At 45.9% G+C, this 279-nt stretch carries 1 rRNA gene; it reads left to right on the top strand.

The window, feature by feature from the left end:
• Positions 1 to 89: ribosomal RNA gene (locus H6A27_RS14815) — 16S ribosomal RNA — on the top strand; the annotation flags it as partial.
• Positions 90 to 279 lie beyond the last annotated feature (190 nt).

The raw sequence follows: 279 nt of genomic DNA on the forward strand, positions 1-279 counted from the left end.
GCGAGGAGCGCCCTAGGGTAACACTGGTAATTGGGGCTAAGTCGTAACAAGGTAGCCGTACCGGAAGGTGCGGCTGGAACACCTCCTTTCTGGAGAGATTCCGTAAAAAAGAAGAAGGTTTTTCTTTCTTGTACTACAGACAAGTTTGTTTTGACAATCAATATATCAGGAGGCAGGGGATGCCAAATCAAAAAGCTGGCCCCGGAAAAGCGGTCCGACTCCGTACCCTTCACTTTAAGAAGATCTTTGACATGATGTAACAAGCTGAAAAAGAGTAAA

It is taken from the genome of Bacteroides caecigallinarum (assembly GCF_016902295.1).
Lineage (GTDB): Bacteria > Bacteroidota > Bacteroidia > Bacteroidales > Bacteroidaceae > Phocaeicola > Phocaeicola caecigallinarum_A.